25 protein-coding genes are annotated in these 25,640 nt (G+C 65.5%); 11 read left to right on the top strand and 14 right to left on the bottom strand.

Annotated elements, in window-relative coordinates:
- Positions 1 to 77 precede the first annotated feature (77 nt).
- Both parE and RVU70_RS03610 read left to right on the top strand, forming a co-directional pair.
- On the top strand, positions 78 to 2,093 hold the full coding sequence (parE, locus tag RVU70_RS03615) for a DNA topoisomerase IV subunit B (protein WP_363349720.1): 2,016 nt from the start codon (positions 78 to 80) through the stop codon (positions 2,091 to 2,093).
- Positions 2,094 to 2,166: 73 nt separating this feature from the next.
- A complete protein-coding gene (locus RVU70_RS03610; protein WP_363349719.1) occupies positions 2,167 to 3,231 on the top strand; it encodes an HWE histidine kinase domain-containing protein in 1,065 nt (354 codons plus the stop codon).
- Positions 3,232 to 3,233: 2 nt separating this feature from the next.
- On the opposite strand, the gene RVU70_RS03605 is transcribed toward RVU70_RS03610, so the two are convergent.
- From RVU70_RS03605 to argJ, 4 genes are all read right to left on the bottom strand, one after another.
- A complete protein-coding gene (locus RVU70_RS03605) occupies positions 3,234 to 4,601 on the bottom strand; it encodes a DUF2252 family protein (protein ID WP_363349718.1) in 1,368 nt (455 codons plus the stop codon).
- A 47-nt stretch (positions 4,602 to 4,648) separates the two neighbouring features.
- A complete protein-coding gene (locus tag RVU70_RS03600) occupies positions 4,649 to 5,050 on the bottom strand; it encodes a (deoxy)nucleoside triphosphate pyrophosphohydrolase (RefSeq protein WP_363349717.1) in 402 nt (133 codons plus the stop codon).
- A gap of 8 nt (positions 5,051 to 5,058) precedes the next feature.
- Entirely contained in the window at positions 5,059 to 5,577 is a 519-nt protein-coding gene (locus tag RVU70_RS03595) for a carboxypeptidase regulatory-like domain-containing protein (protein ID WP_363349716.1), read from the bottom strand.
- Positions 5,578 to 5,720: 143 nt separating this feature from the next.
- Positions 5,721 to 6,968, bottom strand: a complete 1,248-nt coding sequence (gene argJ, locus RVU70_RS03590; protein ID WP_363349715.1) for a bifunctional glutamate N-acetyltransferase/amino-acid acetyltransferase ArgJ — start codon at positions 6,966 to 6,968, stop codon at positions 5,721 to 5,723.
- 194 nt (positions 6,969 to 7,162) lie between these two features.
- Between argJ and RVU70_RS03585 the strand changes: the two genes are divergently transcribed.
- On the top strand, positions 7,163 to 8,899 hold the full coding sequence (locus RVU70_RS03585; RefSeq protein WP_363349714.1) for a patatin: 1,737 nt from the start codon (positions 7,163 to 7,165) through the stop codon (positions 8,897 to 8,899).
- A 51-nt stretch (positions 8,900 to 8,950) separates the two neighbouring features.
- Here RVU70_RS03585 and RVU70_RS03580 read toward each other — a convergent pair whose 3' ends face one another.
- Together RVU70_RS03580 and RVU70_RS03575 are read right to left on the bottom strand one after the other, a co-directional pair.
- On the bottom strand, positions 8,951 to 9,829 hold the full coding sequence (locus tag RVU70_RS03580; protein WP_363349713.1) for a peptidylprolyl isomerase: 879 nt from the start codon (positions 9,827 to 9,829) through the stop codon (positions 8,951 to 8,953).
- An 85-nt stretch (positions 9,830 to 9,914) separates the two neighbouring features.
- Positions 9,915 to 12,896, bottom strand: a complete 2,982-nt coding sequence (locus tag RVU70_RS03575; protein WP_363349712.1) for a bifunctional [glutamine synthetase] adenylyltransferase/[glutamine synthetase]-adenylyl-L-tyrosine phosphorylase — start codon at positions 12,894 to 12,896, stop codon at positions 9,915 to 9,917.
- A 100-nt stretch (positions 12,897 to 12,996) separates the two neighbouring features.
- Here RVU70_RS03575 and RVU70_RS03570 point away from each other — a divergent pair, with 100 nt between their 5' ends.
- Positions 12,997 to 13,845 (top strand): ATP-binding protein, encoded by an 849-nt coding sequence (locus tag RVU70_RS03570; RefSeq protein WP_363349711.1) that lies wholly within the window; start codon positions 12,997 to 12,999, stop codon positions 13,843 to 13,845.
- A gap of 9 nt (positions 13,846 to 13,854) precedes the next feature.
- Positions 13,855 to 14,169: a hypothetical protein gene (locus tag RVU70_RS03565; RefSeq protein WP_363349710.1), complete on the top strand. Its 315-nt coding sequence runs from the start codon at positions 13,855 to 13,857 to the stop codon at positions 14,167 to 14,169.
- Here the strand turns inward: RVU70_RS03565 and RVU70_RS03560 are convergent.
- Complete coding sequence (locus RVU70_RS03560; protein ID WP_363349709.1) at positions 14,166 to 14,639, bottom strand: cupin domain-containing protein; 474 nt, start codon at positions 14,637 to 14,639, stop codon at positions 14,166 to 14,168. The genes RVU70_RS03565 and RVU70_RS03560 overlap by 4 nt on opposite strands.
- A 176-nt stretch (positions 14,640 to 14,815) precedes the next feature.
- Here RVU70_RS03560 and RVU70_RS03555 point away from each other — a divergent pair, with 176 nt between their 5' ends.
- Positions 14,816 to 15,694 (top strand): chorismate mutase, encoded by an 879-nt coding sequence (locus tag RVU70_RS03555; RefSeq protein WP_363349708.1) that lies wholly within the window; start codon positions 14,816 to 14,818, stop codon positions 15,692 to 15,694.
- On the opposite strand, the gene RVU70_RS03550 is transcribed toward RVU70_RS03555, so the two are convergent.
- On the bottom strand, positions 15,691 to 16,116 hold the full coding sequence (locus RVU70_RS03550) for a type II toxin-antitoxin system VapC family toxin (RefSeq protein ID WP_363349707.1): 426 nt from the start codon (positions 16,114 to 16,116) through the stop codon (positions 15,691 to 15,693). The genes RVU70_RS03555 and RVU70_RS03550 overlap by 4 nt on opposite strands.
- The gene (locus RVU70_RS03545; protein ID WP_363349706.1) at positions 16,113 to 16,631 is read right to left on the bottom strand and encodes a hypothetical protein; all 519 of its coding nucleotides are present in this window, start codon (positions 16,629 to 16,631) and stop codon (positions 16,113 to 16,115) included. Before RVU70_RS03545 ends, RVU70_RS03550 begins: the two co-directional genes overlap by 4 nt.
- 151 nt (positions 16,632 to 16,782) lie before the next feature.
- Here RVU70_RS03545 and hisC point away from each other — a divergent pair, with 151 nt between their 5' ends.
- The 3 genes from hisC to RVU70_RS03530 all read left to right on the top strand — a co-directional run bounded on the left by hisC (position 16,783) and on the right by RVU70_RS03530 (position 19,530).
- A complete protein-coding gene (hisC, locus tag RVU70_RS03540) occupies positions 16,783 to 17,895 on the top strand; it encodes a histidinol-phosphate transaminase (RefSeq protein ID WP_363349705.1) in 1,113 nt (370 codons plus the stop codon).
- Entirely contained in the window at positions 17,888 to 18,808 is a 921-nt protein-coding gene (locus RVU70_RS03535; RefSeq protein WP_363349704.1) for a prephenate/arogenate dehydrogenase family protein, read from the top strand. Before hisC ends, RVU70_RS03535 begins: the two co-directional genes overlap by 8 nt.
- 113 nt (positions 18,809 to 18,921) lie before the next feature.
- A complete protein-coding gene (locus RVU70_RS03530; protein WP_363349703.1) occupies positions 18,922 to 19,530 on the top strand; it encodes a LuxR C-terminal-related transcriptional regulator in 609 nt (202 codons plus the stop codon).
- A gap of 75 nt (positions 19,531 to 19,605) precedes the next feature.
- Here RVU70_RS03530 and RVU70_RS03525 read toward each other — a convergent pair whose 3' ends face one another.
- The 4 genes from RVU70_RS03525 to sseA all read right to left on the bottom strand — a co-directional run bounded on the left by RVU70_RS03525 (position 19,606) and on the right by sseA (position 23,049).
- Complete coding sequence (locus tag RVU70_RS03525) at positions 19,606 to 19,923, bottom strand: polyhydroxyalkanoic acid system family protein (RefSeq protein ID WP_363349702.1); 318 nt, start codon at positions 19,921 to 19,923, stop codon at positions 19,606 to 19,608.
- A 226-nt stretch (positions 19,924 to 20,149) separates the two neighbouring features.
- Positions 20,150 to 21,559 (bottom strand): type I glutamate--ammonia ligase, encoded by a 1,410-nt coding sequence (gene glnA, locus RVU70_RS03520; RefSeq protein ID WP_363351201.1) that lies wholly within the window; start codon positions 21,557 to 21,559, stop codon positions 20,150 to 20,152.
- A gap of 102 nt (positions 21,560 to 21,661) precedes the next feature.
- Positions 21,662 to 22,000 (bottom strand): P-II family nitrogen regulator, encoded by a 339-nt coding sequence (locus RVU70_RS03515; protein WP_016921979.1) that lies wholly within the window; start codon positions 21,998 to 22,000, stop codon positions 21,662 to 21,664.
- A 188-nt stretch (positions 22,001 to 22,188) separates the two neighbouring features.
- Positions 22,189 to 23,049, bottom strand: a complete 861-nt coding sequence (sseA, locus tag RVU70_RS03510; RefSeq protein WP_363349701.1) for a 3-mercaptopyruvate sulfurtransferase — start codon at positions 23,047 to 23,049, stop codon at positions 22,189 to 22,191.
- Between the two features lie 157 nt (positions 23,050 to 23,206).
- On the opposite strand from sseA, the gene RVU70_RS03505 reads away from it, so the two are divergent.
- Both RVU70_RS03505 and RVU70_RS03500 read left to right on the top strand, forming a co-directional pair.
- Complete coding sequence (locus tag RVU70_RS03505) at positions 23,207 to 23,623, top strand: hypothetical protein (RefSeq protein ID WP_363349700.1); 417 nt, start codon at positions 23,207 to 23,209, stop codon at positions 23,621 to 23,623.
- Between the two features lie 44 nt (positions 23,624 to 23,667).
- Positions 23,668 to 24,483, top strand: a complete 816-nt coding sequence (locus RVU70_RS03500) for a DUF3108 domain-containing protein (protein ID WP_363349699.1) — start codon at positions 23,668 to 23,670, stop codon at positions 24,481 to 24,483.
- Positions 24,484 to 24,501: 18 nt separating this feature from the next.
- Here the strand turns inward: RVU70_RS03500 and RVU70_RS03495 are convergent, their stop codons facing one another.
- Positions 24,502 to 24,900, bottom strand: coding sequence for a DUF1190 domain-containing protein (locus RVU70_RS03495; protein ID WP_363349698.1), 399 nt, complete (start codon positions 24,898 to 24,900; stop codon positions 24,502 to 24,504).
- Positions 24,901 to 25,640 lie beyond the last annotated feature (740 nt).

The following is a 25,640-nucleotide window of genomic DNA, read 5'->3' as shown; positions in this document are numbered from 1 at the left end:
TTAAGGTTTGCTCTCCGTAAAAGCGGGACCCGGAGCAGCCGCTGATTTCCGCGCTCGAATCGCGCTAATATGGCGCCATGGCCACCAAACCTGATCTTTTCGGCGGCGCGCCCCGCAAGGCGCCCGCGACCAAGCCCGCAGCAAAGCCCGCGACGCCCGAATATTCCGCCGCCTCCATCGAGGTTCTGGAGGGGCTCGAGCCGGTGCGCCGCCGTCCCGGCATGTATATCGGCGGCACCGACGAGACGGCGATGCACCACCTCTTCGCCGAGGTGCTCGACAACGCCATGGACGAGGCCGTCGCCGGCCACGCGAGCTTCATCGAGGTGACGCTCGAGCCGGGCGGCTGGCTCACCGTAACGGACAACGGCCGCGGCATTCCGGTCGGGCCGCACCCCAAGATGAAGGACAAATCGGCGCTGGAAGTCGTGATGACCGTGCTTCACGCCGGCGGCAAATTCGATTCGGGCGCCTATCAGACCTCCGGCGGCCTGCATGGCGTCGGCGTTTCCGTGGTCAACGCCCTTTCCGAAAAGCTCGAGGTCGAGGTGGCGATCGCCGGCCAGCTTTACCGCCAGGAGTTTTCGCGGGGCCACGCTCTCGGCAAGCTGAAGGAGATGGGCAAGGTTTCGAACCGCCGCGGCACGCGCGTGCGCTTCAAGCCCGATGCGCAGATTTTCGGCGAGAGCGCCCATTGGCGGCCCGCGCGGCTTTTCCGTATGTCGCGCTCCAAGGCCTATCTGTTCGGCGGCGTCGAAATCCGCTGGCGCTGCGACCCCTCGCTCATCGAGCCCGGCGCCGATACGCCCGCCGAGGCGGTGCTGCGTTTCCCGGGCGGCCTCAAAGATTACCTGGCCCGTGAAATCCACGGCAAGGAGCTCGTCACGGACCAGCCCTTCGTCGGCAAAGTGACTCGCGAGGGCGGCCATGGCTCGCTCGAATGGGCGGTGTCCTGGTTCGCCGAGGATGACGGCTTCGTCCATTCCTACTGCAACACGATCCCCACGCCCGACGGCGGCACGCATGAAGCGGGTTTCCGCAACGCCCTGCTGAAGGCGCTGAAAGATCACGCCGAGCGCATCAACCAGGCGAAGCGCGCCAAGGACGTCACCGGCGACGATCTCATGGGTCAGGCGGCGGCAATGATCTCCGTCTTCATTCGCGAGCCGGAATTTCAGGGCCAGAACAAGAGTCGCCTGATGACGGTCGAAGCCTCGCGCATCGTCGAGAGCGCCGTGCGCGACGCCTTCGACCATTGGCTCGCCGCCGCGCCGACCCAGGCCAACAAGCTGCTCGATTTTGCGGTGACGCGTGCGGAAGAGCGCCTGCGCCGCCGCGCCGAAAAGGACATCGCCCGCAAGACGGCGACGCGCAAGTTGCGGCTGCCCGGCAAGCTCGTCGATTGCACCAACAACTCCGCCCAAGGGTCCGAGCTTTTCATCGTCGAGGGCGACTCGGCGGGCGGCTCCGCGAAGGAGGCGCGCAATCGCGTCATGCAGGCGGTGCTGCCGCTGCGCGGAAAGATCTTGAACGTCGCCTCGGCGACGAAGGACAAGCTCCTCGCCAATCAGCAGCTTGCGGACCTCACCCAGGCTCTCGGCTGCGGGCTCGGCGCACATTACCGGGACGAGGACCTGCGTTACGAGAAAGTCATCGTGATGACCGACGCCGACGTCGACGGCGCGCATATCGCCTCGCTGCTCATCACTTTCTTTTATCGTCAGATGCCGCGGCTGATCGAGAACGGCCATCTCTATCTCGCCCAGCCGCCGCTCTACAAACTGACCCAGGGCCCAAAAACCGTCTACGCCCGCGACGACGACCATCGCGACGAACTCATTCGCACGGTGTTGACCGGCAAGGGAAAGGTCGAGACCAACCGCTTCAAGGGCCTTGGCGAAATGAGCGCCGCACAGCTCAAGGAGACGACCATGGACCCGACAAAGCGCACGCTGCTCAAAGTGGTGCTGCTCGGGGAAGAACGCGAAGAAGTCGCCGATTGCGTCGAGCGACTCATGGGCAATAAGCCCGAAGCGCGCTTCGCCTTCATTCAGGAGAAGGCGGCTTTCGCCACCGAGCTCCTGGATGTCTGATCGCAAAGGGCGCTTTGCCTTTGCAGCCTCTCGCGGTCTAGTATGTGTCGGTCCATGACTGGAGAGCAGAAGTTTGACTGAAACGAGCTCACTCCAGAAGCGCGCCGCGCCGGCGCCTGTCGCCGCAGCCTGCGAGGCTTGCCGCGATCCCGCCTATGCGCTGGAGCGCATGCAATTGGCGCTCGACGCCGGGCGCACCGGCGTCTGGGATTGGAATCTCGTCACGGGCGAAGTCCATATCGACGCGCGCGTGCGTCAGCTATGGGGCCTCGACGACGAAACGGAGCCAAACTTCGACGTTTTTCGCAATGCGCTCCATCCGCAGGACCGCCGCCGCACCAAGGAGGCTGTTGGCCTGGCGCTCGATCCCGGGCAGGACGGCGATTACGAAATCGAGTATCGCGTCATCGGCATGCAGGACAGGATCGAGCGCTGGGTGGCGATCCGCGGCCGCACCTTTTTCGAGGGTGGACGCGCCGTGCGCATCCTCGGCACCGCGCGCGACATCACCGAGCGCAAGATGCGCGAACATCACGTGCGCGTGCTGCTGCGCGAGCTGGTGCATCGCTCGAAAAATCTTCTTGCCGTCGTGCAGGCCATGTCGCGGCAGACCGCTGCGGGCGCGCCCTCGGTCGAGGACTTCCAGCGCAAGTTCAGCGCGCGATTGCAGGCGCTGTCGATGGCGCATGATCTGCTCGTGTCGCAGGACTGGCGCGGCGCGTCGATGCACGATCTCGTGCGTGCGCAAATGGCCTATTGTCTCGACGTCGCCAAGGACAACGTCGCCGAACACGCCGAGATCGAGGGGCCGAAACTCATGTTGAAGCCGGAGGCCGCGCAGAACATCGGCCTCGCTCTGCACGAACTCGCAACCAACGCGTTGAGCTATGGCGCGCTGTCGCGCCCCGAAGGCGGCATTTCCCTCAAATGGGGCCTCGAGGACGGCAGGCTCGTCATCGAATGGCGCGAGAGCGGCGGGCCGGCGCTCGCCACGCCGCCGCGCGAGGGTTTCGGACACAAGGTCGTCAAGCGCCTCGTCGCGCAGGCGCTCGACGGCGAAGCGACCTTGAGTTTTCCGCCCGACGGGCTGGTCTGGACGCTCTCGATCCCCGCGAGTTTCGCGATGATCCGCGAATAGGCTCACGCGGCGCCGTAGGCCGTTCGGAAGACAGCGAGATCATTCTGCGTCTGCTGCGCATAAAGCATGGCGAAAGACGCCAGCGCGTCGTCGAAGGCTTCGCCTTTGCCCATGTAGCCGGCGAGCCGCGCCGGCCGGGACGACCGCGCATGGGCGCGCGCCAGCGTATAGCCGCAGAGCTCCACATAGCGCGGGAAGGCCTGATCCTTCAGCAATTCCGAGATCGAGCCGAGACGGCGCGTCTTGAGATGGCGCAGGTAGAAGCGCCCGTCGGCTTCCGGATCGTCGACGCTCGCGAGGAAGATGTCGCTTGCGGCCTGCATGACGCGCTGACCGGCCGTCACGCGTTTGCCCTGGGAGCCCGGCCAGCGCGCGAAGCCGAAGCGCTCGAGCACGGAAGCCTTGGCCTCTTTCACCTGAAGCGCCAAGGGCTGCTCGTCCTCCGAGATGAACAGACCGATGGCGCAAAATGTCCCGACGCTGCCGACGCCGACGGCCTTGAAGGCGGTGTCGCAGAGGCGGTAGCGTTTGAGAAGCGTGGCGACCGGCTCCTGAAGGCCGCCAGCGATGAGACGCGCGAACAGCGCCCCGAGATCGATGCGCGCCTCGGGGTCGCTCATCTTGTCGAGATGGACAAGTTTGGGGGGCTTCTCGACGAAGCGCCAGCCGTCCTGCGTGCGCGCGATCTTCGGCAGGCCGTCGATCCTGTCCTGCGGACCCTTGCCCGCATAGATCGCGGCGCTCAGCCTGTCGTGCAGAACCCGGTCGCTCAGAAATCTCAGTAGTTCGCGCAGACGCACCCGCACGTTCCAGATTTCCATGGGGGACATGACGGCGAGCTCGAGCATGCGCTCCCGATAGGCCCTGACGCCGCGCCGCGCGAATTTTCGCGCCTCCCCTGCCGAATAGCCCATGTCCGTCGCGGCGACGGCGACGCTCGCCGCCAGACGACGGAGGTCGCAGACAATGTCGATCTGCGGCAGCGTCTCGTCGAAGTCGTTGACGTCGAAGAGCACATTGCCCTCCGGCGACAGGAAGGCGCCGAAATTCATCAGATGGCAGTCGCCGCAGGCCTGCGCCGTGACGCCCGGCGCGCGTTGGTGGGCGAGGTCGAAGGCCATGACGTCGGCGGCGCCGCGCAGGAAGGCGAAGGGCGACTCGGCCATCAGCTTGAGCCGCAGCTCGCGCAACGACGCCAGCCGGTCGCCGAGCGTCGTGTCGATGACGGCGAGCGGGTCACGGTCCGCTGGCGGGCAAAAATCGGCCAAGGCTTCGCGGGGCGTCGCCTCGCGCAGCCGCTTCCCGCGCTTATAGTCCTCCCGACGGCTGTGGGCGGAGGAGTCGGCTTGGGTTAGAGCGTTCTCGGTCATGGCGCGATGCTAGCCGCGGCGACATGACGAGTCGATGTCGCGCCCGCCTATCCCAGCAGATCAATCAGCGGCGAGACGAGCGGCGCGTCGGCCGGCGGCATGTCGTATTGGCGCAGATCGCGCGCGCGCACCCATTTCACCGCCTGCCCTTCCGTGGGCGCGACGAAGCCCTCCCATTTGCGGCAGACGTAGAGCGGCATCAGCAGGTGGAAGTCGTCATAGGCGTGGCTCGCGAAGGTGAGCGGCGCGAGGCAGGGGGCCTTCACGGCGATGCTCAACTCCTCCGCAAGTTCGCGGATCAGCGCCTCTTCCGGCCGCTCGCCGGGATCGAGCTTGCCGCCGGGAAATTCCCAGAGCCCCGCGAGCTGTTTGCCCTCGGGCCGCTGCGCGATCAGCACGCGATTGTCCGCGTCGACAAGCGCGCAGGCGACGACGAGAAGAAGTTTCATGAGCGCCCTTATTTGCCGGAGACGATGACCTCCACGGGCTTGGTCTCCGCGCCGGTGACGGTCACCTCCTCATATATCAGGCCGCCCTCCGACAGAAAGGCGCCGTCCGGCTTCCAGATCACCTGCGTCGAGAGGAAATAGTCGCCCGGCGGCACATTTTCGAAAACGAAGCGCCCCGTGGAGCCGGCCTTGGTCGCGCGCGTATGGGAGAGATAGCCGGGATCGGGGTCGTTCTTGGGGACGGATAGGGCCGGCGCGAACTTCGCGCCGTGGAAATAATAATCGAGCCGCGCCCGGGAATAGCGCGTCGCGGGAATGAGCCGCACCACCTCGCCGGACGCAAAGCGGACATTCACATGGCCGGTCTTGTCGGGCAGGAAGGCCTGTCCGGTAATCGTCGTCTTTCCGGGCTTGTTGATGAAGGCCGCCTCGGCCGGGTCGAAACTAACCTGCGGCGCCGGCGCTGAATTGCAGGCGGCAAGGAAAAGCGGAAAAAACACGACGGGAAAGATACGCGCGAAAACCATCCGCAGAGCGCTCCAGCGAGACTGTCGACACTATGGCACAGTCTCAGCTTGGCGCTCAACGGCACGGCTGTTTCTTTCCGGCGTTCCCCACCCGTCGCGCTTCGCGCGCCACCCTCCCCGCAAGGGGGAGGGATGGGAGTCCGTCAGCTTCGATAGTCGCCGTTGATCGCGACATATTCCTTGGTCAAATCACAGGTCCATACCGTCGCGGCGCCGGCGCCGAGGCCGATGTCGACATTCACGACGATTTCCTGCCGCTTCATGATCTGCGACACTTCCTGCTCATTGTAAGCGGGATCGCGCAGGCCCTTGTGAGCGACCCGCACGCCGCCGAACCAGATGGCGAGCTTGTCGCGTTCGGCGCGTTCGCCGGCCTTGCCGACCGCCATCACGACGCGGCCCCAATTGGCGTCCTCGCCGGCGATGGCGGTCTTGACGAGCGGCGAATTGGCGATCGCGAGCGCGATGCGCTTGGCCGCTTTGGCGTTTTCGGCCCCCGTCACGGTCACCTCGACGAATTTGCGGGCGCCTTCGCCGTCCTTCACCACCTGATGCGCGAGATCGAGCAGCACTTCGTCGAGCGCGCGCTTGAAGTCGGCCAGGCGCTTGTCGCTCGCCTTGTCGATCTTGGGCGCGCCGCGTTTCTTGGCGGCGCCGGTGGCGAAGAGCAGCAGCGTATCCGAGGTCGATGTGTCGCTGTCGACAGTGATGGAATTGAACGACCCCTGCGCCGACTTCGATAGCATGGCCTGCAAGGCGTCCGCCGCGATGGGCGCGTCGGTGAAGACGAAAGAGAGCATCGTCGCCATGTCGGGCGCGATCATGCCGGCGCCCTTGGCCATGCCGCTGATCGTCACGTCGACGCCCGAGATGACCGCTTTGCGCGTCGCGAGCTTTGGAAAGGTGTCCGTGGTCATGATGGCGCGGGCGGCCTCGAGCCACGCGTCCGGCCGCGCCTCGTGGGCGAGCTTCTCCAGCACGCCGTCGAATTTCGTCGCGTCGAGCGGCTCGCCGATGACGCCGGTCGAGGCGATGAAAATCTGCCGTTCGCTCGCGCCCGTGGCGGCGGCGGCGATCTTGGCGGAGAGCTTCACGGCGTCGGCCCCGACCCTGCCGGTAAAGGCGTTGGCGTTGCCGGAATTGACGAGCAGCGCCTTCGCCTTGCCGCCTTTGAGCCGGGCGCGGCACCAGTCGACGGGCGCGGAGGGACATTTGGATTTGGTGAAGACGCCCGCAACCGTTGCGCCGGCGTCGAGAACCGCCAGCATGACGTCGGTGCGCCCGGCGTAGCGCACGCCTGCGGCGCCGGCGGCGAAGCGTACGCCCTCGAGCTGCGGAACCTCCGGGAGGGTTTGCGGCGCGAGCGGAGAAAGCGGGGCGGTGTGAGCCATGTCTCTAACCCTTGAATCACGTGCAGGCGGCGAGGAAGACGTTCGCAGCTGCGAGAAGGGTTTGGCGGGGCCGGCCAACGTCGTCAAGACATGTCTTGGCGCGCGTTCTAAGATTGAGGCTTGGCGCGTTACACCAATGTCGCGCGCTCGCGGTTTTGCTGAATATTTCGAGAATCGGTTTTGAGGAGAAATCAGTGGCCAAACCCACCTATGAAATTGGTCTCGTTCTTTCGGGCGCCATTTCGGCCGGCGCCTATTCGGCCGGCGTCATCGACTTTCTCATCGAAGCGCTCGACGCCTATGAGGCCGCGAAGGCGCGGCCCGATTGGGACGGCCCGACCCATGACGTGCGGATCCCGATCATGGGCGGGGCCTCGGCCGGCGGCATGACGGCGGCGATCGCCGCGCTGCACGCCTTTCACGACCTCCAGCATGTCTGGCCGGGCGAGCCGCTTCCGCAGCCGCCCGCCAACCGCCTTTACTCGAGCTGGGTCCACGACATCGACATTTTGCGGCTTCTGGAGACGACCGATCTCGACGGAACGCAGTCGAAAAAGGGCGTGCGCTCACTTCTGTGCTGCGACGTCATCGACGAGATTGTCGCCAACGCCTTTAATCTGAGCGGCGCGCTGCGTCAGGCCCATTGGGTCGGTCGCGGCGACGACCGCGCCTTGCGGGTTTTCCTGACGCTCACCAATTTGCGGGGCGTGCCCTATTCGTTTCAGCTTTTTGGCTCGGACGATCCGCGTCGCTACGGCATGCTCAACCATGGCGACTATCTCGATTTCAAGATCGGCGTCTCACCGGCGCCGGCGGCCGGGGCCTATGCGCTCGACGTCCGACAGACCGGCCCCGGGGACTGGGATCTTTATCGCACCGGCGCCAAGGCGACGGGGGCCTTTCCGGTCGGCCTCGCGCCGCGATTCATTTCGCGCAAGGCGGCAGATTATTGGAGCAGCCTGCGCGTGGGACTCGAAAATGACGACGCCTTCTCGCCCGTTTTTCCGGATGACTGGGTGAAGGCGAACGACCCTTACGCCTTCGTTTCCGCTGACGGCGGCACGATCGACAATGAGCCGCTGGAACTGGTGCGGCGTTATCTCGCGGGGCCCGGCGAGCGCAATGCGCGCAGCGCCGAGAGGGCCAACCGTTCCGTGATCATGATCTCGCCCTTTCCGAATTTGCAGAAGACAACCTATGAGGGGCGCGGGGAGCGGATCGTGGACATTGCGCCCCGGCTTTTCTCGACGCTCATCGACCAGGCGCGCTTCAAGCCGGACGAGCTAATGCTCGCCGAGAACGAACGGGTCTACTCGCGCTACATGATCGCGCCAGAGCGTCCGCGCAACCGTAACCCCGAATCCAAGCTCTATCCGATCGCCTGTGGCGTGCTCGGCGGCTTCGGCGGCTTTCTGCATCGTTCCTTTCGCCACCACGATTATTTGCTCGGCCGACGCAACGCGCAGGCGTTCTTCCGCGCGAATTTTTCGCTTCCGGTCACAAATCCGCTGTTCGCCGAGTTTCCCGAGGCGCGCCGCGACAAATGGCTGGTGCGGGATATCGTCAGCGGCGCCTTGCGAACGCATCGGACGGCGGAGGGGGAGCAACCCGGCTTGCCGATCATTCCGCTGACGCCGGAACTGACGAAGGAAATCGTCATCGGGGACGCCGATCTGCCGCGCCCGCAAGTCTTCGATAATCCCGCGGTCTCCGGCCAGCTGAGGGCGGCGATCGACGCCCGCGCCTCGCGCGTGGTCGACGTGCTCGTCGACAATGACCTCAGCGCGATGATTTCGGGACGGTTCGGCTACTTCAAGCGTCTCGGCGCCAAATATTTCGGCGCCGACGTCCTGTCGACGAAATTCGCCGAGGCCATTTTCGACCCCGGAGGCGCGCTCGACGCTGTGAGAAACGCCTTCTACGAGACGTAAGCGACGGACGACGCGCCGGCGCGCCTGACGGGCCCCGGCGCGACTCTCTCGTTACTTCTTCGGGGCGGGGGCGGCGGGCGCCGCCGGAGCGGCCTTGTCGGCGTCGACCGGCGGCTCCGTGCGCTCGATCTTGGCGCCTTCGCGCAGCTTCATCACGAGATCGCTCTGCGCCTTCTGCACGACATAGCGGGCGACCTGATCCTTGATCTGATCCAGCGGCGGGAAGACCTTCGGGCGCGACTCGTCGAGCTTGATGATGTGCCAGCCGAACTGGGTCTTCACCGGCTCGGAAATCTCGCCCGGCTTCATCTTGGCGGCGGCGTCGCCGAATTCCGGCACCATGCGGTCCTTGGTGAACCAGCCGAGGTCGCCGCCCTTGGAGCCCGGATCCTTCGACACTTCGCCGGCGACCTTCGAGAAGTCCTCGCCGCCCTTCACGCGCGCCAGGGCCTTCTTCGCCTCCTCCTCGGTCGGCACGAGGATGTGATGAGCGTGATATTCGGTTTCGGGCTTCTGGTTCTTGGCGGCCTCGTCATAGGTCGCCTTGATCGCCGCGTCGGTGGCCGCCGCCTTGGCGACATTGCCGAGCAGCGTCTCCATCAGCGCCTTGTCGCGCAGATAAGCCATTTTCTTGGCGAAATCCGGCGTCTCGGCGAGCTTGTCGGCCTGCGCCTTCTGCACGACGAGCTGCTCGTCGATGAGGAAGTCGAGCACATAGCTGTCGCGCGCCTTTCCCTGGAGCTGGTGCGGAATGCCGGGTCCCAGATCTTCGATAGCGATCTTCAAATCGTCGTCGGTGATCTCGACGCCGTTGACCTTGGCCAGAACCTTTGCCTGCGCCGGCGCGGCGCTCGCCATCAGGACGACGAGGCCGATCGTCCCGAACGTGGCGCGGGTCAGGGAACGCGCATTCTTGCGGGCATGTGACATGAGATGCTCCAAAAAAGAGGCGAACCGCCCCAAAAACCGCCGCCAGCCGGCGAAAAAAGGTTCCTGCGTGACGAACCGGGCGTATCTATGCTCGCGGGCGAGCGTCTGACAACTCCCTGCCGCCGGACATTTCCGCGCCTTTCACAGGGCCGACGACCGTTACGAAGATCTCCCGGGTCTTCCTCTCCGTCTCCGCCAACAGCGCTTCGAGATGCGAGAGGTTGGGAGAGTCGCCGACGCGCAGCAGGAGATCCGCCAGACCGCGCGGCGCGTCTGCCGGCTGGAAGGCGCCGTCGATCGCGAGCCGCAGCAATTGCAGAAGGCCCTGATACAGACGATAGGCGGCAAGAAGCGCCTCGGCGGCGCCGGGATCGAGCAGGCGTGCGTCGCGGAGCCTGACAAGCGCGTCGGGCGTCGTGGTCGAGAAGACCTCCGGGCGCGCCGCGCCATGCAGAAGCATCAGATATTGGGCCAAAAACTCGATGTCGATCAGCCCGCCGGCGACCTGCTTGACCTCCCAGGGATTTGTCGACCCCTTCTCCTTCTCCAAGAGCCGGCGCATGGCGAGCGCGTCCGTCTTCAGTTTCTCGGGGCTGCGCGGAAGGGTCAGCGCCGCGACGATCGCGTCCTCGACGCGCGCCGCGAAATCCGCCGGCCCGGCGATCACGCGCGCGCGGGTCAGGGCCATATGCTCCCAGGTCCAGGCCTCTTCTGACTGATAACTGACGAAAGAAGCGAGGCTCACCGCGATCGGCCCCTTGTTGCCGGAGGGCCGCAGGCGGAAGTCAGTCTCGTAAAGAAGGCCCTCGGCCGTCGGCGCCGAGAGCGCGGTGATCAGCCGCTGCGTCAGCCGTGCATAATATTGCGGCGTATAAAGCGCGCGCTCGCCGCCGACGGACTCGGCGAGCGGGTCGGCGTCGTAGAGGAGCATTAAATCGAGATCGGAAGCCGCGGTCATCTCGCGGCCGCCGAGCTTGCCCATGGCGACCACCGCGGCCGCGCCGCCGTCTATGCGCCCATGGACCTTTTCGAACTCGCGGCGGACGACGTCGAACAAGGCTGCGATGAGCGTTTCCGCCAAGCGCGAATAGGCGGCCCCAGCCTCCGCCACCGACACCGAGCCGGTCAGCACGCGCACGCCGATGAGAAATTTCTGCTCCTGCCCGAAGATGCGGGCGCGGTCGAGCGCGTCCTCATAGGAGCGCGCCTCTGCAAATTGCGCGGCGAGCCGCGCGCGCAGGTCGTCCTCGCTCGGGACGCTTTGGAAAAAGGCGGGCTCCATCAGCGCATCGAGCACGCGCGGGCGTCTCGAAATGGTGGCCGAGAGTTTCGGCGCCGAGCCGGTGATCGCCGCGATGAGCTGCAGCAGGCGCGGCTGCGAAACGAGCAGCGAGAAGAGCTGCACGCCGGCCGGCAGTTTCTGAATAAGCTTGTCGAAGGCGAGGAAGGCCTGGTCGGCGTTTTCCGTCGCGGCGAGGGCTTCGAGCAGCGACGGCGTGAGTTCGGTGAGGCGCTCGCGCGCGACCGTCGAGCGCGTCGCGGCGTAGCGGCCGAAGTGCCAGCCGCGAATGGTCGCGGTGACCATCTTGGGGTCCTTGTAACCCATCCGCGCGAGCGTTTCGATCGTGCCCGGATCGTCGTCGCCGCCGGTGAAGACCAGATTGCCGCCCGTAGACGACAGTTGCGGCGCGCTCTCGAAGAGGCGCGCGTAATGGCCCTGCACGACATCGAGACGCTTCAGCAGCGCCTCGGCGAAGTCGTCGAACCCCGAAAAGCCCATCATGCGGGCGATGGTCTCGACGCCCTCGGCTGTTTCAGGCAGCGTGTGCTTCTGCTCGTCGGCGACCATCTGGATGCGATGCTCGACGTCGCGCAGGAAGAGATAGGCCTCGCGCAGATCGTCGCGCGCCCGCGCCTCCACCCAGCCGCTATCCACAAGTTGATCGAGCATGGGGAGCGTCGCGCGGCCGCGCAGGCGCTTGTCGCGACCGCCGGTGATGAGCTGCTGCGTCTGCACGAAGAATTCGATCTCGCGAATGCCGCCGCGGCCCAATTTGATGTTGTGGCCGAGCACGGCGATTTTGCCATGGCCCTTGTGGGCGTGGATCTGGCGCTTGATCGAGTGGACATCGGCGATGGCCGCGAAGTCGAAATATTTGCGCCAGATGAAGGGCGCCAGTTCTTCGAGGAATTGCTCGCCGGCGTAAATGTCGCCGGCGACCGGGCGCGCCTTGATGAAAGCGGCGCGCTCCCAGTTCTGGCCCATGCTTTCGTAATAGGAGAGCGCCGCTTCGAGCGGGATGGCGATCGGCGTCGCGCCGGGATCGGGCCGCAGCCGCAGATCGGTGCGAAACACATAGCCCTCGCTCGTCCCGTCGCTCATGATTTTCACTATTCGCTTCGTGAGCTTCACGAAGAGGTCGACGTCCTCCAGCGGATCGGCGACGCGGGCGCGGGCGCGGTCGAAAAAGACGATGAGGTCGATGTCGGACGAATAGTTCAGCTCGAAGGCGCCGCCCTTGCCCATGCCGAGGAAAATCCAGCCCGAGCCGCGTTCGGGATCGCGCTGGTCGGCGAGCTCCAGCTTGCCGGCGTGCTGAGCCTGCCGCAGGGTGAAGCGGATCGCGGCGGAAAGCGTCGCGTCGGCGATTCGAGTCAGGGCTTCGGTCGCCTCGAGCGTCTCCCAGGCCTTGGAGAGGTCGGCAAGGGCGATGACGAGCGCCGCCTCCTGCTTGATGAGGCGCACCCGCCGCATCAGCTCGGCTTCGTCGTCCGTTTTGAGGCCGCGGGCCGCCTCGACGAGCCCCGCGACGCGCGTCTTCGGGTCGGCGGCGAGCAGGCCCGCGAGCCGCGCCGGGTCGCGCGCCGCGAGGTCGGTGAGGTAAGGCGAAGAGCCGAAGACGCCGAAGAGCAGATCGCGCGCCTTCGGGCTTTCGGCGAGGAAAGCGGCGAGCGCGCCCGTGTCCTTCTCGAGCACGCGGTCGAGCGCCTGCTGGGCCTTGCCGGCGTCGGCGGGGGCGATAATGACTCTCGCCCGGTCAATGAGGGCGTTGGCGTCGCGCGTCACGGGTTTCCTCTCCGTGGCCGTCTGATGCGGCCTTTGCCAATGGGTATAATCCGGCTATGCGGGCAAATCAGCCCCGATGGTCAAGGAACGCGCAAGGCCCATGTCGAAGACCGAAAACGCCGCCAGTCTGGCCCGCATCGCCGAAGCGCTCGAGCGCCTCGCGCCCCCAGCGCCGCCGCCCCCGGATTTCAAAAAAGCCGAAGCCTTCGTCTGGCGCGCGGGCGGCTCGGTCTTTCATCCGGTCGCGCAGGTCAACCGCGTCGCGCTGACCCTGCTCGAGGGCATCGATCTTCAGCGCGACATCCTCTTTTCCAACACCGAACGCTTCGCCCGCGGGCTCCCGGCCAATAACGCGCTGCTGTGGGGCGCGCGGGGCATGGGCAAGTCCTCGCTGGTCAAGGCGGTGCATGGCGCGCTGGCGGGGGAGGGGCGGCTCAAGCTCGTCGAAATCCACCGCGAGGACATAGAGGCGCTGCCCGATCTCCTCGGCGCGCTCGCGCCCGCGCCATTTCAGTTCGTCGTTTTTTGCGACGATCTCTCCTTCGACGGGCCGGAGACGAGCTACAAGGCGCTGAAAACCGCGCTCGAAGGCGGGGTCGAGGGACGGCCCGCCAATGTGCTGTTCTACGCCACCTCCAACCGGCGTCACCTCATGCCGCGCGACATGATGGAGAATGAGGCCGCCGGGGCGATTCACGGGAAAGAGGCGGTGGAGGAGAAGGTCTCGCTCTCCGACCGCTTCGGTCTCTGGATTGGCTTCCACACCTGCAGCCAGGACGATTATCTCGCCATGGTCTTCGGCTACGCGCGCCATTACGGGCTCGACGCGCCGGAGGCCGACATCAGGGCGCAGGCGCTGGAATGGGCCATGACCCGCGGCGCCCGCTCGGGCCGCGTCGCCTGGCAGTTCGTGACGGATCTCGCGGGGCGGCTGGGGAAGAGACTTTAGGAGCATGCAATGGGACGACGCGGCGTTTACTTGGCGGCGGGCGCCGCGGCGCTCATCCTCCTGCTGCTCTGGCTTTTCCTGCCGGTCCGCGAGGAGGATGTGGCCGGCCGGATCGAGCGCAGCGCCGGTTTCGATCTCGTCGCCGCATGCAACGAGGCCGCCGGCGGGCGGGCGCGGTTCGCCCCCGGCGACGTGCGCCAGACGCCGGCTGAAACGCCCCATGGCGTCGTGGCGCTCGCCTCCGTGCTCGAGGCGCGACGCGACGGCCTGATCTGCCGGTGGAACGGCGTCGATCCGCCGACGATCCTGCGTGCGCGACCTTAGTGGTCGCCGTGGGCGTGGTCCTCCGCGCCCGGCGGAACAGCGATGATCGACCCCTTGCCCTCCGGCATGTTCGCCGGCAGCAATTCGAAGTTCAGGAGCACGACCGGTCCCTGGCCGACATTGCTCGACTCATGGGTCATCGCGCCTGTCTCGGTAAAGCAGTCTCCCGCTTTATAGATCGTCGTCTTGCCGCCGATCTCGTATGTCATCTCGCCGGACTGGATGCAGCGCAGGCCGGGGCCGAGATGGTGATGGGCGTGCATATAGCCGCCGGGATCCATGGTCACTTCCGTGACGCGAATGCGATATTTGCCGTTGAGCTCGGAGAGATGGCCGAGGTCGGCGAGTTCCGCCTTCACAGTGGCGTGAAAACCCTTGAGGTCGACCCCGTCGGCGTGGACGGCGGCGGCGGGCAAGAGGGCGAGGAAGAGGGCGAGGAAGGCTGATCCGAAGGCGTATCTGGCGAGCATGGTTTCCCTCATTTTTGCCCAGACTAGCCTGTCGGCCCCGCGCTGCAAGCGACCTTGTCACGTCCTCGCCCGCTCCCAATGGCGCCTTGGTCTGCACATTGGCGGGCGGACGGGCGGATTTACGAGCCTTTGGCGCCCCCTTCACTCCGGCCGTCCGCTGGCCTAAGAGAAACGCCATGCGCGACGCCCCACAGCTCAAACCCGCCGCCGACACGCTTGCCGAATTGCGCGCCGAGATCGACCGCATCGACCTCGACATGCACCGGCTGCTCATGGCGCGCGGCGAGATCATCGACCGCCTGATCGCGGCAAAGCGCGCGCAGGGCGGCGGCTGCGCCTTCCGGCCGGACCGCGAGGCGCAAATGATGCGCGCGCTCGTCGAGCGGCATCGCGGCCTCTTGCCGGTCGACGCGGTCGAGGGCGTCTGGCGCGTCATCGTTTCGACCTTCACCTATGTGCAGGCCAACTATTCAGTTCACGCGGACGATTCGGGCGGCGACGCGCAAATGCGCGACAGCGCGCGCTTCCACTTTGGGTTCACGGTCCCTTACGTGCCGCACCATGGCGCCGGCCCGGTGATTGACGCCGTGGCGGCGTCGACGGGCGATCTCGGCATGCTGCGCGCCGCCGGCGGCCTCGCCGACGGCGCCTGGTGGATGCGGCTCATCGGCGCGAATACGCCCAAGATCATCGCGCGTCTGCCCTTCGTCGAGCGGCCCGATCATCCCGCCGGCCTGCCGGTCTTCATCGTGGCGCGGCCGGCCGCCGACGCCGCCTCGCGCGACATTCTGCTCTATGCGCTCACCGTGCCGCGCTGGTCGCACGCCATTCCGGCGGTCGTGTCGTCGCTCGAGGGCGAGATCCTCGCGAGCGCCCCGTTTGCCGGCGGCCTCTCCCTGATGGTCGCCGCCCCCGGCCGGGTCGAGGCCGCGCGCTTTGCGCAGGAGCTGGCGTCCGCCGGCGCCGCCGACGCCGTCGTCGAGCCGATCGGCAGCCACGCCGGCCGGTATGAACTCAACGAAGCGCGCAGCGGCGTCTTCGCGCCAAGGAGCTAAGGTGAGCTCCGATCGACGAACGGGTCGAAGGCGCGTACGCCTGTCGCGTTGACGTCGCGGGTGTTGCGCGTGACGAGCGTGAGGCCGCGGGCGATCGCCGTCGCAGCCAAAAGCCCATCGACTAAGGGCAAAGGGTTGGGGACGCTCAAGCGCGCCCAAACTGTGGCTATCTCCTCGTCGACCGGCAAGACGCGGTCCTCTAGCCCTTGCCTGACCGCATTCAACCAGAGCTCAAGCTTGTCCGCCTGAAGGGGGTCCCGAAGCCTTTTCAGCTCGACGCCACGTCGGATTTCGGCAAGGACCAGCACGCTCGTCCCCAATTGGCCCGTGTCGACCGTTTCCGCCCAGGCCAAAACGTTGGGATGCGCCCGCCGACCCTTCCGCAACTCCGAGATGACGTTTGTATCGACCAGAAATTTCACAAGCCCACCTCGCGCCAGCTCTTCTGGCGAGGGTGTTCAAACACGCCGTCGAAAGCCTCGTCGGGCAGCTCCGAGCCAAAAAGATCGAGGGCGGTTCTAGCCCGCTTTTTTTCGAGCGCGGCGAGGATAGCGTTACGGAGTGCTTGCGCTTCCGTTTCATCACCGCGGAGGATGTCGAGAATCCGGCCGATCATTTCGGCGTCGTTGATTTTCTGGAGGCCGCCGCCGTGGTCAGACGACCGGTCTGACGATCCCTTGTCGCCGACGCGCCGGAAAACGACCGTTTCGCCCGGCATGTCGACCTGCTCCGCCCGGTAGCCGGCCGTCACCCAAACTTTGGTCATGACGTTGTTCGAGTCGTTATTGGACCACCAGGCTCTGTGAGCGCGTGCGGCCGGCGGCAGCGTAAAGCCGAGGGCGTGTTCGATTTCCCTAAAAGTGCAGCGCACCTCGCGTTGCGGGTGCCGCTCGAGAAACGAAGCGAGAGGAGAGTATTTGGACATGGCGGGATCCATAGTTGCACAGAAACACTAACACACAGGGTGTGTTTATCAACCGCTACGGGCGCGCGCGGCTTTTTACGGATCTCGACTTGCTCTCGCCGCGCCGAGGCTTAAGAAGAAGGGCAACCTCCCCAAAAGGCGCGAAAACAGAAGCAAGGCAAAGATGACCCGTCCCGTCCCCCGCCCCACTGTGCTGGAGATCGACGCCTATGTGCCCGGCAAGAGCGCGGCGCCCGGCGCGGGCCGCGTGTTCAAGCTCTCGGCCAATGAGACGCCGCTCGGACCTTCGCCCGCCGCCGTGCAGGCTCTGCGCGACATGGCGCATGAGATCGCCATCTATCCGGAAGGCTCTTCCCGCGTCCTGCGCGAGGCGATTGGCGCGCACTATGCCCTGGATCCCGCCCGCATCATCATGGGCGCGGGCTCCGACAATATTCTCGAGTTGCTGGCGCTCGCCTATATCGGCCCGGGCGAAGAGGGACTCTACAGCCAATATGGCTTCCTCGAATATAAGATCGTGACCCTCGCCGCCGGCGGCGTCCCCGTCGTCGCGCCGGAGAAGCATTTCACGGCGGACGTCGACGCCCTTCTCGAACGGGTGACCGAGAAGACGAAAATCGTCTTCCTAGCCAACCCGAACAACCCGACCGGCAGCTATCTGCCGGCGAGCGAAGTGGCGCGGCTTGCGGAAAACCTGCCGCCGCAGGTGCTGCTCGTGCTCGACGCAGCCTATGCGGAATATGTCGTCCGGCCGGACTACGAGGCCGGGATCGCGCTCGTCGACAAGCACGAAAATGTCGTGATGACGCGCACCTTTTCGAAGATCTATGGCCTGGCCGGCCTGCGCCTCGGCTGGGCCTATGGCCCGCGCCACGTCATCGACGCCTTGAACCGCATCCGCTCGCCGTTCAACATTTCCACCGCCGCCAGCGCAGCGGGCGTCGCCGCGGTGCAGGATGTCGCGCACATTCAGGCGGCCGTCGCGCATAATGAGAAATGGCTGCCCTGGCTCACCCGGGAAGTCCGCGGGCTCGGTCTCGAGGTCCTGCCGAGCGTCGCCAATTTCATCGCGATCCGCTTCCCGGACCGACCCGGCCGCTCGGCGGCCGAGGCCGACCGCTTCCTCACGTCGCGCGGTCTCGTGCTGAGGGGCGTTGGCTCCTATGGAATGGCGGATTTCCTGCGCCTGACGATCGGCGTCGAGGAAGCCAATCAGCGGGTCGTCGCCGCGCTCGGGGATTTCATGGCGGAGACGAAAGCCGCGGCCAATGGCTGACGCCGTTTTCGCGCGGGTCGCCATCGTCGGCGCCGGCCTCATCGGCTCCTCCATCGCCCGCGCGGCGCGCGACTATGGCGCGGCGCGGCAGGTCGCCGTTCTCGACGCCTCGCCGCAGGTCATGGACCGCGTGCGGGAGCTCGGCATCGCCGACGAGACGAGCGGCGAGGCCCCGCAGGCGCTCAAAGGCGCCGATCTCATCATCATCTGCACGCCGGTGGGCGTGTGCGGCGCGGTCGCCGAGACTCTCGCGCCGCATCTCGAGCCCGGCGCCATTCTTTCCGACGTCGGATCGGTCAAAGGCGCGGTGGTCGCGCAAGTCGCGCCGCATGTGCCCGAGGGGGTGCATTTCATTCCGGCGCATCCCCTCGCCGGCACGGAATATTCGGGCCCCGACGCGGGCTTTGCGTCGCTCTTCCAGAACCGCTGGTGCATCCTGACGCCGGGGGAGGACGCCGACCCGCGCGCGGTGGCGCGGCTAGACGATTTCTGGACGCGGCTCGGCGCCAAAGTCGAGGCGATGAGCGCCGATCACCATGACAAGGTGCTCGCGCTCACCAGCCATCTGCCGCACCTCATCGCCTACAACATCGTCGGCACGGCGGATGATTTCGGCGAACAGACGCGCTCGGAGGTGATCAAATTCTCCGCCTCCGGCTTTCGCGACTTCACCCGCATCGCCGCCTCGGACCCCACGATGTGGCGCGATATCTTCCTCGGAAACCGGGAGGCCGTGCTGGAAATGCTCGGCCGCTTCAACGAGGATTTGAGCGTGCTGCAGCGGATGATCCGACGCGGCGACGGAGAGGGGCTTTTCGCCTTCTTCACCCGCACCCGCGCCATCCGCCGCTCCATCATCGCCCAGGGCCAGGACACGGCGGCGCCGGACTTCGGGCGACGAAAATCCGATTAATTCGGCTAGAATCTGATTAAGGCTCGTCAAGGCTGCGGAGATATTCCCTCTTCAACTCGAGCGCGAGTATATGATACAAGGTTGACAATAACGGCTACCTTCAAGGTGAGCATATGATTGTCTACCTCATCGCCGGGCAGGGCGAGCGGGACGCGATCGCCACGCTGCTTTCTGACCAGGCTTATGAAATCAGGCGCTTTCAGGACGTCGCGACGTTCCTGGCCGAAGCCGAGCTGCAGCTTCCAGGGTGCGTCCTGGTCGACCTGCAGCCGGCGGACGTCGCCATGATGCGGCGGTTGCGGGCGATTTGCCGGCCCCTGCCGATCATCGTCCTCTCGTCCCGGGCCAATGTGGCGCTGGCGGTCAGCGCCATGAAAGAAGGCGCCGCCGACTTTCTGCAAAAGCCCTTCGATCCCGAGAGATTGCGGGCTTCCGTGGGCGCGGCGCTCGCCGATAGTCGCGCCCGGGTCGAACGCGGCCGCAAGAAGCAGGAGTTGCTGGCGCGCTTCAAATCGCTCAGCGCCCGCGAGCGGGACGTCGTCGACGCCGTTCTGCACGGCTGCGCCAATCGCGAGGTGGCGTCGCTCCTGGGGATCAAGCTCCGCACCGTCGAGATCCATCGGTCGAATGCGATGAGCAAGCTGGGCGCGCGCTCGCTCCCAGACCTCGTGCGCATCTGGCTCGACGTGGACGCCTCGGTTGCGCGGCTGAACGCCGAATAATCAGCCGCGCAAGCTGGCGCGGGGCTCAGCGGCCGGAAAGGGCCGACGCGCTCCGCCCAAGCTGCGCGACCGCCTTCAGGTCTTGCCGATCTTCAACACGTCATTGGCGTTGCGCGCAATGACGTCCTTCACCCTTCCGGCGATGGCGGCGAGGAGCCAGGGAAGCTGCACGTCGATGCGCACCATGTCGGCGAGCACCGTCATCTGCGCCGTGGCTTGCTGCCCCAGCGCCGTGACCTTGATCGTCGCGACGTCGCCGGCCCAGGTCACTTCTGAGTGCGCGACCTTGTCGACATATTCGCGCTGCAGCGTTTCCAGCCGCTCGGCAAGCCGCTTCTTTGCGGTCTCCACGCTCATGTCATGCGGCACGGTCACGGTTATGGTGTTTTGCATCGGCGTCTCTCTGCGTCACGCCTGATGTAGGCGCCGCCCGCCGCAAAATAAAGCGCCCTCGGGCCTCATCCTTAAGGAGCGCGCGCAGCGTGCGTCTCGACGGATGAAGCGGCCTCGGAGCTTGTCACAAAAAGCCGAGGCCCGGGAGCGCAAGCTCCCGGGCCTCGCGTTCTCGGCTTCGCGGCCGTCGGGGCGTCTTCCGCCGCGCCGGCCGGAAAAGCGTCCCTTAGTAGGAGTAGTACATATCGAACTCGACCGGATGCGGGGTCATCTCGAAGCGCATCACGTCCTGCATCTTGAGTTCGATGTAGGAGTTGATGAAGTCCTCGTTGAAGACGCCGCCGGCGGTCAGATAGGCATGGTCGGCCTTGAGGTTCTCGAGCGCCTCGCGCAGCGAGCCGCACACCGTCGGGATCGCCTTCAGCTCTTCCGGCGGCAGATCGTAGAGGTCCTTGTCGGCCGGCGCGCCCGGATCGATCTTGTTGACGATGCCGTCGAGGCCCGCCATCAGCATCGCCGCGAAAGCGAGATAGGGGTTCGCCGTCGGGTCGGGGAAGCGGACCTCGATGCGCTTGGCCTTCGGGCTCGAGCCGAACGGAATGCGGCAGGACGCCGAGCGGTTGCGCGACGAATAGGCGAGCAGCACCGGCGCCTCATAGCCCGGGACCAGACGCTTGTAGGAGTTGGTCGACGGGTTGGTGAAGGCGTTCAGCGACTTGGCGTGCTTGATGATGCCGCCGATGTACCAGAGGCACTCCTGCGACAGGCCAGCGTATTTGTCGCCAGCAAAGACCGGCTTGCCTTCCTTCCAGATCGACTGGTGGACGTGCATGCCCGACCCGTTGTCGCCGAAAACCGGCTTCGGCATGAAGGTCGCCGACTTGCCGTAGGAATGCGCCACCTGATGGATCGCATATTTGTAGATCTGCAGATGGTCGGCGACGGTGACGAGGGTCTCGAACTTCAGGCCGAGCTCGTGCTGGGCAGAGGCCACCTCATGGTGGTGCTTCTCGACCTTGACGCCCATGGCCGCCATGGCCGCGAGCATTTCGCCGCGCATGTCCTGCGCCGAGTCGACCGGCGGGACCGGGAAATAGCCGCCCTTGGTGCGAACGCGGTGGCCGAGGTTGCCGCCCTCATAGGCAGTGCCGGAGTTCGTCGGCAGCTCGACGGAGTCGAGCTGGAAGCCCGTGTTGTAGGGGTCGGAGGAGAAGCGAACGTCGTCGAAGACGAAGAATTCGGCCTCGGGGCCGAAAAAGGCCACGTCGCCGACGCCGACCGACTTGACGTGCGCCATCGCCTTCTTGGCGATCGAACGCGGGTCGCGGTTATAGGGCTGGCCGGTCGAGGGCTCGACCACGTCGCAGACGATCGACATCGTCGAGGCCGCGAAGAAGGGGTCCATGGTGCAGGTTTCAAGATCGGGCAGGAGGGTCATGTCCGACTCGTTGATCGCCTTCCAGCCGGCGATGGAGGAGCCGTCGAACATGATGCCTTCGGTCAAAGCGTCTTCATCGACGATCGAGACGTCGAAAGTGACGTGCTGCCACTTGCCGCGCGGGTCGGTGAAGCGGAAGTCTACGTATTTGACGTCGTTGTCTTTGATTTGCTTGAGTACGTCCTTGGCCGTTGTCATGTCCGTCCTTGCCTCTTGCTTGTCATTGGATGTGCGCGTCTGCGGCGCCTCGGCGCGGCGAAACAGTCTTTCCAGAAAGCTCATGATGGTGGCTCGAGCAGGTTAAATCGCATCCGCGCCGGTTTCGCCGGTGCGGATACGGATCGCGCCTTCGATGTTCGAAACAAAAATCTTGCCATCCCCGATGCGGCCGGTCTGGGCGGCCGTGCGGATGGCTTCCACCGCACGGTCGACGGCCTCGTCCGCGAGAACGATCTCGATTTTCACTTTCGGCAGGAAATCAACGACATATTCGGCGCCCCGATAGAGCTCGGTGTGCCCTTTCTGGCGGCCGAAGCCCTTCGCCTCGGTGACGGTGATGCCCTGCAGTCCCGCCGCCTGCAGCGCCTCTTTCACCTCATCGAGTTTGAAAGGCTTGATGATCGCCTCGACCTTCTTCATCGCTTATCCCCGCTGCGTCTTAGCCCTCGCCCGCATCCGCGCTTCGCCGTTAGCGACGCCGCCGCGCTTCTACCATTTGAGCGAATTCCGCGCCATGGCCAAAGGAGCGGCGCCGGAATCTAAGGAATTGCCCGTCTGATGCTCAAGATGCACGCTTTTAGGGCTATGTGTGATTATTTTTAAGGCAATCAGTCGACATAGGCGACGACCGGCAGATCCGCCCGCCCGCCCCATTCCGACCAGGAGCCGTCATAGACCGTCGCGGGGGCGCGGCCCGAGGCCGCGAAGGCGAGGCTCAAAATACAGGCCGTCATGCCGGAGCCGCAGCTGGCGATGGTCGCCTTGTCTGGCGAAAGGCCTGCGGCGGCGAAGGCGGCGTCGAGCCCCGCCTTGTCCTTCAGTCGCCCGCCCTCGACGACCTCCTGGAAGGGCAGGTTATACGCGCCGGGCATGTGGCCGGGGCGCAGACCCGGACGCGGCTCCGGCGCGCGGCCCATGAAGCGTTCTGCGGCGCGGGCGTCGACGATCTGGGCGTCGCCGGCCATGAGCGCGGCGTTGACGCGGGCCGTATCCGCCACGAGGGACGGGTTGACTCTCGGGGTGAAATCGCGGGGCTCGTGGGCGGTCTCCCCTGTCGCGAGCGGACGGCCTTCAGCCTTCCAGGCGGGCAGGCCGCCCGCGAGGATCGAGACCCTGTCGGCGCCGAAGACATGCAGCGTCCACCACAGGCGCGGCGCGGAGAACAGGCCGACGCTGTCATAGACGATGGCGTGCATGCCGTCGCCGAAGCCGAGACGGCGCATTTCGGCTGCGAAGACCTCCGGCGCGGGCAGCATATGCGGCAGGCCCGTCGAATGATCGGCGACGCCGTCAATGTCGAAGAAGACCGCTCCGGGGACGTGGCCGGCGAGATAGTCCGCCCGCGCATCGCGGTTGGCGGCGGGCATGTGCCACGAGGCGTCGAAGACGCGCAGATCGGGAGAGTCGAGATGATCCGCCAGCCACTCTGTGGAGACGAAGAGGGTCGAAGGGTCTGTTTGTCGCGACATGATCCCGTTCTCAAGTCATTCGCCGTCGCCGTTTCGAACCGGCGCGGGGTGCGCATGGAGAATACGCCTTTTCATTGTGCGGCGCGGCTTGCATCCGGCGCCGCCAAGGTGAGAATACGCTGATTCGATTCACACTGTCTTCGGCGCTCGCATCCTCATGCTCGACATCCCCGGCAAAGCCTGCGGCTCCTGTTTTTTCTGCTGCAAGGTGCTCGAAATCGAGGAGCTCAAGAAGACGGCTGGAAAACTCTGCGGGCATTGCGCGCAGACCGGCGGCTGTAGCGTTTACGCAACGCGTCCGCAGGTGTGCCGCGACTATTACTGCCAGTGGAAGGAAGATCGCGGCCTGCCGGCGACGATGCGGCCCGACAAGGTCGGCACGCTGCTGATGGACGATCCGGACAGCGACGAGTACCACGCCGTCTGCGACCCCGAAAAGCCCTTTTCCTGGCGCAATCCTCTCATATTCCGTCATCTCGTGGCGGAGGCGAAGGCCGGCCGCATCGTCATGGCGAAAGCGGGGCTGCGGGCCTGGCGCATCTATGCCGACGGACATTGGCAGGAGTCGGCGTGAGGTCTGACCCGCCGCTCAGCCTTTTGCAACAGAGGCGTCACCCGATGATGAGCCTGACCCAAAAACGCGCCTCCGCCGTCCTCGCCGCGCTGCTCTTTTGCGCCGGCGCGGCTCAGGCGGAAACGATCAAGGCCCATTACGCACTGACCCTGATGGGGCTTTCCATCGGCAGCGCTTTCGCGTCGGGCGTCGTCGACCGAAATTACCGCATCGACATTTCGATGCGGACCACCGGCCTCGCCAATCTCGTCAGCAACACCAAGGGGGCCGCCACCGCGAGCGGCGGATTGAGCGCCGTCGGCCCGTCGCCCTCTGCCTACGCCAACACCACCTCGAACGAGGATGACGTCCGCACGGTTCGCATGTCGCTGGCCGGCAACGCCGTGCGCATGGTGGAGGTGAAGCCGGAGCCCTGGGACGCGGATCAGCGCATCCCCGTGACGGATGGGAACAAGAAGCGCGTGGTCGATCCGGTCAGCGCGCTGATCATGAGCGTGGCGCAGGGGCAGGAGCTCGCCGGCCCCGCCGCCTGCAACCGCACGATTGCGGTCTTCGACGGAGTCACTCGATTCGACGTTGCGCTTGCTTATGCGGGCGAGCATGTGGCGAGCACGAAAGGCTTCTCGGGCCCAGTCGCGGTCTGCTCGGCCCGCTATACGCCCATCGCCGGCCATCGGCCCGACAGCAAATCGACCCGATACATGGCCGAAAACCGCGACATGAACGTCTGGCTCGCGCCGCTGCCGGAGGCGCGTGCATGGGTGCCGATCCACATCGACATCAAGACCGCAGCGGGCGATCTCGTCATCGACGCCTCGGAGTTCCAGATCGGTTCGAAACGGGCCGACTCGGCGCGTTGAGAGACGCGCATTGGCGCGTCAATCGATGCGCACTTCCTTTGTCTTCTTCCGGTTGCGGCGGTCGGACTCGTATTCGAGATATCGAATCTCCTTCGGTTCGCCGTCGGCGCGCAGGCAGAAGGCCGGACGCGGCGAGAAGCCGCCGGCCGGATTTTCGAAACAGTCCGTGAAACGAAGTTCGCACTGGAAGAGGGTCTCGGTCTTCGGCGCGGCGCGCGCGGCGACCGCCCGGGCCTTGTCGACCGCCTGCCGGCAAAGCTCGGCCTCGAGCCCCCAGGCCTGGCAGTCGGCGACGCTCGCCATGTATTTGCCGTCCGCCGCGCAGGCGGGAATTGTGCGCCGCGCATAAAAGATCCAAACGCCGGCGGCCGCCAGCGCGACGAAGACGAGGATATATTTCAAAGGCGCATTCGCCATGTTCGTACTCTGCTCGAAAATCGTGGGGACATTAGGCGTGACGAGTCCGCGACGGCAAGCGCAATCTCCGCCAGTCGGCCGCTCTTCCGCGACATCTCGCCGCCGGGGGCGCGCGCCATGTCGCTTGACAAGGGTAGGCGACTACAATAGTTCGTTTGCTCACCGCATTTCGGAAACCACAGATGAAAAGCTGTGGAGCGATATGGCTCACCGGGCGCGGACAGAGCCGAACAGATGTGCGCCCACCCTTTCGAGGGTCGCGTTTCTACGCTATGGGAACATGTCCGCGATGCGATCCTAAAACGCAAATCTGACAACTTCGCTCGAAACGGCGAAGCAGATAGAAGCATGTCGGTTCGTCTTTACGACCGCCAAAAGTGTGACAGAAGGAGGAGATAATGGGCGCTATTCTCGAATTGACCAGCTATGCGGCGACCCCGGTCGGCATGATCGCGATCATCGTCATCGGCGCGGCTGCTTACTTCGCCGCTCGCTGGGTCTTCACCGACTAATCCAGCGGAAAAGAATTTAGCCTATCGAGGCGCGGCGCGTCGGCTTTGGCCGATGCGGCGCGCCTAACTTTTTGCGGTTCTGATTTTTCATCTCATGGCGTCTCAGCCAGCCGTTCCGTGGGATAAGGCTTGCGCCTCGGCGCAGCGCGAGTATTCTAGCGCCATCGCCCGAACGGGCAGGTATTTGTCCCACGCCTTCAAAAAGAATCACCGCTCGCAATCAAGGCG

The sequence above is a fragment of the Methylocystis echinoides genome, from assembly GCF_040687965.1.
GTDB lineage: Bacteria > Pseudomonadota > Alphaproteobacteria > Rhizobiales > Beijerinckiaceae > Methylocystis > Methylocystis echinoides_A.
This window is presented reverse-complemented; position numbering and strand designations above follow the sequence as displayed.